The sequence below is a fragment of the Streptomyces sp. MnatMP-M17 genome (assembly GCF_900091995.1).
Taxonomy (GTDB): domain Bacteria; phylum Actinomycetota; class Actinomycetes; order Streptomycetales; family Streptomycetaceae; genus Streptomyces.
Genome location: NZ_FMDK01000412.1, coordinates 1 through 6,661 on the forward strand (window position 1 = coordinate 1; position 6,661 = coordinate 6,661).

A 6,661-nucleotide genomic window follows, 5' to 3' on the forward strand; every position below is an offset into this window, starting at 1 on the left:
TCGGCCGCCGCTCCCGCTCCCGCTTCCGGACCCGGGCGCTGGCCGGGGCCCGGGTCCGGACCTGCGCCGCCGAGCAGCCGTCGGGCCGCCTCGTACGCGAGATCTCCCGTCGACACACCCGCGCCCGCCCGGTGTCTGCTCGCGATACCGGTGCGCGTACGCACCCATGCGTCGTCCACTCCCCAGGACGCGGGCAGCGCCTCATTGGGGACCGGCTCCCCGGGAACCCATCCGGCGACGCCCTCCAGCACCGCCGTACGCACCCGCTGGGCCTCCCGGGGCTCCGGGGCGCGCGGCGCCAGCCGCTCCGCGCGCCCGTACAGTGCGTATCCGCTCGCCACCCACGGCCCCCGTCCGGTAGACACTCACATTGACCGGATGCCAAACGCCGTGGTGCACAAGCGAGTTACTGCACCATATGGGGGACCGGTCGCACAGATTCCCAGCCGGGCAGCGAAATCCGTACCGCCGAGGTGCCGATTCCATTCGGTACGGGCGGGCTCCAGCGGGCGATACCGACCCGGTCGTGGAGCAGATCGGACTCCTTGTACCGATGGCAGTCCCGGTGCCAGACGAGAATGCCGGAGAGCCAGTTCTCCAGCTCCTTCACATAACCGTCGAGCACCCGCCGCGCATCGTCGTCCAAACCGAAGTCGTCATACAGCGTGGGCAGTTCATGGGCGACGACATGCTGGAACTGGCTCATGCGCGACTTCATCAAATCGTCGACGACGGCGAGGGCGGTCGGATAGTCGCAGTCGAAGAAGTTCTGTACGACCAGGACACCATTGTGGATCTCGCCCTCGAACTCGATCTCCTTCTGGTACGAGAACACATCGTTCATGAGACAGGCGTAATCCTGCGCCGCGTTCTCCAGGGACTTCATCGGCCCGGTCCGGTAGATCTCCGGCGGCACCACCCGGCCATGGCCGATCCGGGACAGACTCATCGTCATGTTCGAGCCGAAGGTCCGCCGCCGCATCTCCATGTAGTCGACGGGATCGGGGATCCGGTGCTGAGCCTGGTTGACCAGCTCCCAGTACCAGCTTCCGATCATCTCCTCGACGGCGTCCCGGAAGGTGCGCCGGGCATCGAGCTCCATCGGACCGGCCGTACGGATCCAGAGATCGGCGAGCCCGCGCTCCAGGGCGGTCGTCGGCACCGGCATCGCGTCGGTGTCGGCCGGCATGAAGAGCAGCAGCCGTTCGTTGCAGGCCTTCGCGCCCGCCACATCGCGGGCGGTGCCGTAGACCACCGGGTAGTAGTCATCGCCGTACGTGCCCCAGGTCAGCCAGTCCGAGGTCAGATCGAGCGCCTCCGGTGCGGCGTCCGGATGGATACCGGCGGCGCAGAGCGGCAGATCGATACGGCGCAGCCGCTCCTCGTCCCAGACGTCCGAGCCCGGTACGCCGGGCTGCGCCTCCAGAATGCCCATCCGGTGGGACCACTCGACGACATGCTCGCGCGAGTGGTCGAGATGCGGGCTCAGAGCGGCCTCGAACGGCATATGGAACTCGGGCAGCCTGGACGGACCGACCTTCTGGAACAGCAGATGGCTGTACCCACGCAGCCGCGCCGGAACGCTCGCGCCGATCGTTCTCGCGATATCGGCCGCGGCCGTGCCGAGACCGACCGGAGTCATCGAGAACGACGTGGCGGACGACGGAGCGCCACCGGGCAGCGGGTCCGCCGGTCCGGCACCTCCGCCGTTCATATAGCGGCTGGAGCGCATATGCCACTCATGGCCGCCCGACTGCCAGTCCTGAAGGCCCTTCACATAGGCCAGGGTGTCCGCGCAGAGCTGCGGCGCCAGGCCCTTCTCCGCGAAGAGCGGGCCCAGTTCGGTCAGCGCGGTGTGCTCGAACTGCTGGATGCGCGAGGTGAGCAGATCATTGACGGCGTCCGCCGCCTCCTGGGTCGTACAGCCGAGGAAGGTCTCCAGGACGAGCACGCCGTTGCTCAGCTCGCCCTCCTCCTCGATCTCGCGCTGGTACGAGAAGAGGTCGTTGCGCAGATGGACACCGTCGGAGAACGTGTCCTTGAGGACCCGCAGCGGACGGGAGCCGGCGATCTCCGCGGGGACCTCGGCGCCCGCCGCGTACTCGATGAGCCCGGCCGACCACGGCGCTCCGCCGACCTTCCGGCGCATCTCGATGTACTCGACGGGATTGGCGATCCGCTCCGCGTTGATGTTCGCGAGCTCCCAGTCGGACTCGTTGAGCAGATTCTCCGTGCTCTCCGCGAACCGCTCGCGCCAGCCCATGGACATACTCGGGACCGTACGGGCCCAGAGATCCGCGAGGCCCGCCTCGACCGGATTGGTCGGCTCGGGAAATCCGGCGGAGAGATCCATCGGCATGAACGCGGCCAGCCGCTCCAGATACGCCTTGCCGCCGGCCCGGTCCTGAGGCCGTTTGTAGACCTCCAGGAAATGGTCGTCGAAGAAGAACACCCACACATACCAGTCGGTCACCAGGGAAAGCGCCGGACCGTCGCAGTCCGGATGGGTGTACGAGCAGAGCAGGGCGTAGTCATGGGAATCGAGGTCGTGCTCCTCCCAGATCCCCGATCCCTCCAGCATCCCCATGTCCCTGGCCCATTTCTTGGAGTGCTCCCTCGCCTCCTCCAGATGGGGATTGAGCCGGGCCGGATAGGCCATATAGAAATCCGGCAGTTCAAAGGGCTGTGTCACGGGCGAGCGGCCTTTCCCGAAGGTTCCGGAATATGTCCCTGCACCGGAATGACCCGGTCAGGGAATGCCGACACCACTCGTACCGCCCCCCCGCCGTCTCACCCGGTCGGCCCAGATCTACCCGCCCTCCGGTTGCGCCATCCGCACCACAAATTAGTCATATGAACACACGAGTGGTGCGTGTGTACGTGCGTCACGCCGAGGGCAGGGTGATCATCGGGGAATGAGCACCAGAATTCGGCTCGCACAGCAGTCCGATGCCGACGAACTGCTCGGCCGCAGTCCGCTGGCCGCGCTGGTCGGCATGCTGCTGGACCAGCAAGTTCCCATGGAATGGGCGTTCTCCGGGCCCTACACCATCGCCGTACGCATGGGCGGTGACGATCTCGACGCTCGGCAGATCGCCGCGTACGACCCGGAGGCGTTCGTGGCGCTGCTCTCGGAGAAGCCCGCCGTACACCGCTATCCGGGCTCCATGGCCGGACGCGTGCAGCAGCTCTGCCAGTATCTGGTCGAGCACTACGACGGCGACGCCACCGCGATCTGGCGCGATGTCGCCACCGGCACGGAGGTGCGGGAGCGGCTCAACGCGCTGCCCGGCTTCGGGAAGCAGAAGTCCCAGATCTTTCTGGCCCTGCTGGGCAAGCAGTACGGCGTACGGCCCGAGGGCTGGCGGGAGGCCGCGGGCGCGTACGGCGACGAAGGGTCCTACCGCTCGGCGGCCGACATCACCGGACCCGAATCGCTGGCCAAGGTCAGGGCGTTCAAGCAGGAGACCAAGCAGGCCGCGAAGGCGGCGAAGAGCGCCGGCCCTCCGGACAAACGCTGAGCCCCATGCCACACGACCGGTCCGCGGCCGATCCGGAGCCGATGCGCCCTTGTACGACGTGACCTGCGACACAACTGTTCACAGGCGGCGCACCGGTCGCTAGCTTTCCCTCACGTTCGCTCACATCCGTTCGCGCCGGAAGGACCCTTGTGAAGGCAACTCCCCGCAGGCTCATGGCCGTTGCGGCCGTCAGCGCGCTCGCCGCGCCGCTTCTGCTGTCCGCCTCGCCCGCCGTCGCACGAGCGCACAACCCGGGCAAGGAGGCGGCGAAGCTCTCCCGGAAGCTGGTGCGCGAGGCATCCGCCAAGGACGCCTACAAGCACCTCAAGGCGCTCCAGGCCATCGCGGACTCCGCCGACGGCAACAGAGCCGCCGGCACACCCGGCCACGAGGCCTCGGCCGCCTATGTGTACAACCAGCTCAAGAAGGCCGGCTACCGCGTCTCCTACGACACCTTCGACATCACCTATATCGAGACGCTCGCCGAGAAGCTCTCGGTCACCGCACCGGCGCCGCGCGATGTCGCCATAGTGGCCATGTCGTACACGAAGTCCACGCCGGAGGGCGGCACCCGGGCCGCGCTCGCCGCCGTACCGGTCGACACGACCACGGGCTGCGAGCCCGCCGACTACGCCGCCGGGGCCTTCACCGGCAAGATCGCGCTGATCCAGCGCGGCGGCTGCGACTTCGCCACCAAGCAGCGGGAGGCCGCGGCGGCCGGCGCGGTCGCGGCGGTCATCTACAACAACACCGCGGGCTCGCTCAACGGCACGCTCGGCGGTCCCGACGCCGGAGTGATTCCCACCGGCGGTATCACCCAGGCCGAGGGCCAGGCGCTCGTCGCCGAGACCCAGACCGGCCCGGTGACCATCTCGCTGGAGCTCCGGCAGCTCCAGGAGGAGCGCACCACCCGCAATGTGGTCGCCGAAACCAAGGGCGGCGACGCCGACCGTACGGTCATGCTCGGCGCGCACCTCGACTCGGTCACCGAGGGCGCCGGCATCAACGACAACGGCTCGGGCTCGGCCGGACTGCTGGAGGTGGCGCTCAAGCTCGCCAAGACCCATGACAAGCCCACGAACAAGGTGCGCTTCGCCTGGTGGTCGGCGGAGGAGCTGGGACTGCTCGGCGCCGAGTCCTATGTCACCCGGCTCACCGCGGAACAGCGCGCGGACATCGCGCTCTATCTGAACTTCGACATGATCGCCTCACCGAACGCCGCGCAGTTCGTCTACGACGGCGACGACTCGGACGCCACGGGCGCCGGACCGGGCCCGGAGGGCTCGGCCCAGCTGGAGAAGGGCATCACCGACTTCCTCGACCGCCAGGGCGTCCCGCACGAGGGCACGGACTTCGACGGCCGCTCCGACTACGGTCCCTTCATGGAGGCGGGCATCGCCTCCGGCGGCACCTTCACCGGCGCCGAGGGCATCAAGAGCGCGGCCCAGGCCAAGAAGTACGGCGGCGAGGCCGGTGTGGCGTTCGACAAGTGCTACCACTCCGCCTGCGACAACCTGTCCAACATCAACATGAAGGCCTTCGGCGTCAACATCGGCGTCATCGCCAACGCCGTTGGCACCTACGCGCACGACCTGCGCTCCCTCTCCACTCCGGCGCAGAAGCAGTCCGCGCCGGCGCGCGGCAAGGCCGAGAGCGCTCCGGCCGAGCACCGCACCCACGGCCGCGGCCACGCGCCCACGGCGTGACGGAGCACTGAACGTACGCCGTGGGCGCGGAGCCTCCGCACCCACGGCGTACGGCTTCCGGACACGCGGCCCGGACCGGCGGATCGGCCGGATCAGCCCGGATCCTCCGTGATCGGCCGTGATCGGCCGTGATCGAGGCGGGAGACCAGGCGGACGAATGGGTTCCGTTCACGCTTTACTCCTGATGTGACACGGAATGCCACCTTTGTCCTCCGGCGCCATGGCTGCGCCCGGAGCCGGTCGCCCGGTAGGCTTTCCGTGTGATCTTCAAGCGCATCGGTAACGGGCGGCCGTATCCCGACCACGGCCGGGAAAGCACCCGGCAGTGGGCGGATGTCGCGCCGCGCCCGGTCCGCCTCGATCAGCTCGTGACGACCAAGGGCCAATTGGACCTGGAGACGCTGCTCGCCGAGGACTCCACCTTCTACGGAGACCTCTTCGCGCATGTCGTGAAGTGGCAGGGCGATCTCTATCTGGAGGACGGGCTGCACCGCGCCGTCCGCGCCGCGCTCCAGCAGCGCCAGGTGCTGCACGCGCGCGTGCTGGAGCTGGATCTGGGCTGACGGCGGGTCCGTACGGGTGATGACTGCGCCTTTCGGGGCCTTTCGCACCTCGGACAGCTCAACCCATTGATCATTTAGTAGGACCTGACCATCGGCGCGCACTACGCTGCGCTCATGAGCATGCTCACTCCCCCTGGTCTGGGCGGTAAGTACCGCATCACGGGTGACAAGTACCCACGGATGCGCCGCCCCCGGCACCGCCGCAGGCTGGTACTCGCGGGCACCTCCGCAATCGTCGCCCTCGGCCTGGCCGGCTGGGGAACCATGCAGCTCATCGATGTCTTCTCGGGCGAAAGCGGCAAGAAACTCGCCGCCGCCGCCGGCCGGAAGCACGGCTGCAAGACCTCCTCGACGGCGGCCATGGCACTGCCCAAACCGGGCCAGATCACGGTCAACGTCTACAACGCGACGCCGCGCGGAGGTCTGGCCAAGACCACGGCCGACGAGCTGAAGAAGCGCGGCTTCCTCATCGGCAAGGTGGGCAACGCTCCGGCCAAGTACGACAAGAAGATCCAGGGCGCCGGGATACTGCTGGGCTCCCCGAGTGCCTGGAACACGGCGCTCACGGTGCTCGGCACACAGCTGAAGGGCGCCGCGACGAAGACCGACTCGCGCAAGACGGCGGACGTCGATCTGCTCCTCGGCACGACCTTCACCAAACTGAACGTCCAGAAGGACGCGGACGAGGCGCTGGCGACGCTGGTGAGCGCGGCGGCCAAGAACTCCGCCTGCGCGACGGACCCGGCCCAACAGCCCCGCTCTCCGTCGCCGCAGCCCCATTAGCCGCGGAACGCGCCTGCGGCGCGGGGGCCGGTGGGTGGTGCGGGTGCCGGGGCCTCCGGAGGTACATGTCCGGACGGCATGATTTACG

5 protein-coding genes and 1 pseudogene are annotated in these 6,661 nt (G+C 68.3%); 4 read left to right on the forward strand and 2 right to left on the reverse strand.

Annotated features, from left to right (window positions below; translation table 11 throughout):
• Positions 1–251, reverse strand: a pseudogene (locus GA0115259_RS19020) (hypothetical protein); the annotation flags it as partial.
• 155 nt (positions 252–406) lie between these two features.
• Positions 407–2,692 carry a family 2 encapsulin nanocompartment cargo protein terpene cyclase gene (locus tag GA0115259_RS19025; RefSeq protein ID WP_176732589.1) on the reverse strand — a complete coding sequence of 762 codons (2,286 nt, stop codon included), beginning with the start codon at positions 2,690–2,692 and terminating at the stop codon, positions 407–409.
• Positions 2,693–2,915: 223 nt separating this feature from the next.
• Here GA0115259_RS19025 and GA0115259_RS19030 point away from each other — a divergent pair, with 223 nt between their 5' ends.
• The 4 genes from GA0115259_RS19030 (at position 2,916) to GA0115259_RS19045 (ending at position 6,573) form a co-directional block, all read left to right on the forward strand.
• Entirely contained in the window at positions 2,916–3,521 is a 606-nt protein-coding gene (locus tag GA0115259_RS19030; protein WP_093598432.1) for an HhH-GPD-type base excision DNA repair protein, read from the forward strand.
• Positions 3,522–3,694: 173 nt separating this feature from the next.
• Positions 3,695–5,227 (forward strand): M28 family metallopeptidase, encoded by a 1,533-nt coding sequence (locus GA0115259_RS19035; RefSeq protein WP_093598435.1) that lies wholly within the window; start codon positions 3,695–3,697, stop codon positions 5,225–5,227.
• A gap of 260 nt (positions 5,228–5,487) precedes the next feature.
• A complete protein-coding gene (locus tag GA0115259_RS19040; protein WP_023540426.1) occupies positions 5,488–5,790 on the forward strand; it encodes a type II toxin-antitoxin system VapB family antitoxin in 303 nt (100 codons plus the stop codon).
• Between the two features lie 114 nt (positions 5,791–5,904).
• Positions 5,905–6,573, forward strand: coding sequence for a LytR C-terminal domain-containing protein (locus GA0115259_RS19045; RefSeq protein ID WP_093598438.1), 669 nt, complete (start codon positions 5,905–5,907; stop codon positions 6,571–6,573).
• Positions 6,574–6,661 lie beyond the last annotated feature (88 nt).